A 914-nucleotide genomic window follows, 5' to 3' on the forward strand; every position below is an offset into this window, starting at 1 on the left:
ACAGACCGTTGCAGAAGTTGGTCTGAAGCTCTGGCGTGTCGCGCTGAGCCAGGCGCAGCCTGGATCGCATGGCCACCGACGCCTCTGTTCAGCCTCGTCAGCTGATCACCGACGAGCTGTGGGAGCTGCTCGCCCCGCTCATCCCGTCGCCGCCACCGGCACCGCGCGGGCGCACGGGCCGGCCTCGGCGTGATGACCGCGCGGTGCTCGAGGGCATCGTCTTCGTGCTGAGCACCGGCATCGGCTGGGCCAAGCTCCCACTCGAGCTGGGTTACGGCTCAGGCTGGACCTGCTGGCGCCGCCTGCGCCAGTGGCAGGACGCCGGCGTGTGGGACGAGCTGCACGGCGCCGTGCTCGACCGGCTCGGTCAGCAAGGATTGCTGGACTGGTCCAGAGCCAGCGCCGACTCCGTCAGCGTCCGGGCGAAAAAGGGGGCGAGCTGACCGGGCGCAATCCGACGGACAGAGGCAAGTTGGGCACCAAGTACCACCTGCTGGTCACCGCCGACGGGTTGCCGCTGAACGTCGTGCTCTCCGGCGCCAACCGGCACGACTCGCTGTTCCTGGCCCCGCTGCTCGACGGTCAGCGCGCCGTCAAGGGCACCGGCCGCGGGCGCCCACGCCGCCGGCCGGTCAAGCTGCACGCGGACAAGGGTTACGACAACCGCCGGGTTCGCGCCTACCTGCGCCGGCGCGGTATCACCGCGCGCATCGCCCGGATCGGCGTGGACTCCAGCCAACGCCTCGGGCGATATCGCTGGGTCGTCGAGCGCACGATCAGCTGGCTGCTCAACTACAAGCGCCTGGCGCTGCGCTACGACACCAGCAACACCACGATCACCGCGCTGGCCCGCCTGGCGATCACGCTGATCTGTGCCCGTCGACTACCTCCGACGAACTAATGCAACGGCTTGT

General features: G+C 69.5%; 1 protein-coding gene. It reads left to right on the forward strand.

Annotated features, from left to right (window positions below; translation table 11 throughout):
* The first annotated feature begins 68 nt into the window (after nucleotides 1-68).
* Nucleotides 69-901, forward strand: a protein-coding gene (locus ACRYMN_RS20855) for an IS5 family transposase (protein WP_432499338.1) whose coding sequence is annotated in 2 segments (ribosomal slippage) — nucleotides 69-426 and nucleotides 426-901 — 834 coding nt in all. Because the reading frame shifts where the segments join, the coding sequence is not laid out codon by codon here.
* Nucleotides 902-914: the final 13 nt, after the last annotated feature.

This window comes from Kineococcus gypseus (assembly GCF_050871305.1).
Taxonomy (GTDB): Bacteria; Actinomycetota; Actinomycetes; order Actinomycetales; family Kineococcaceae; genus Kineococcus; species Kineococcus gypseus.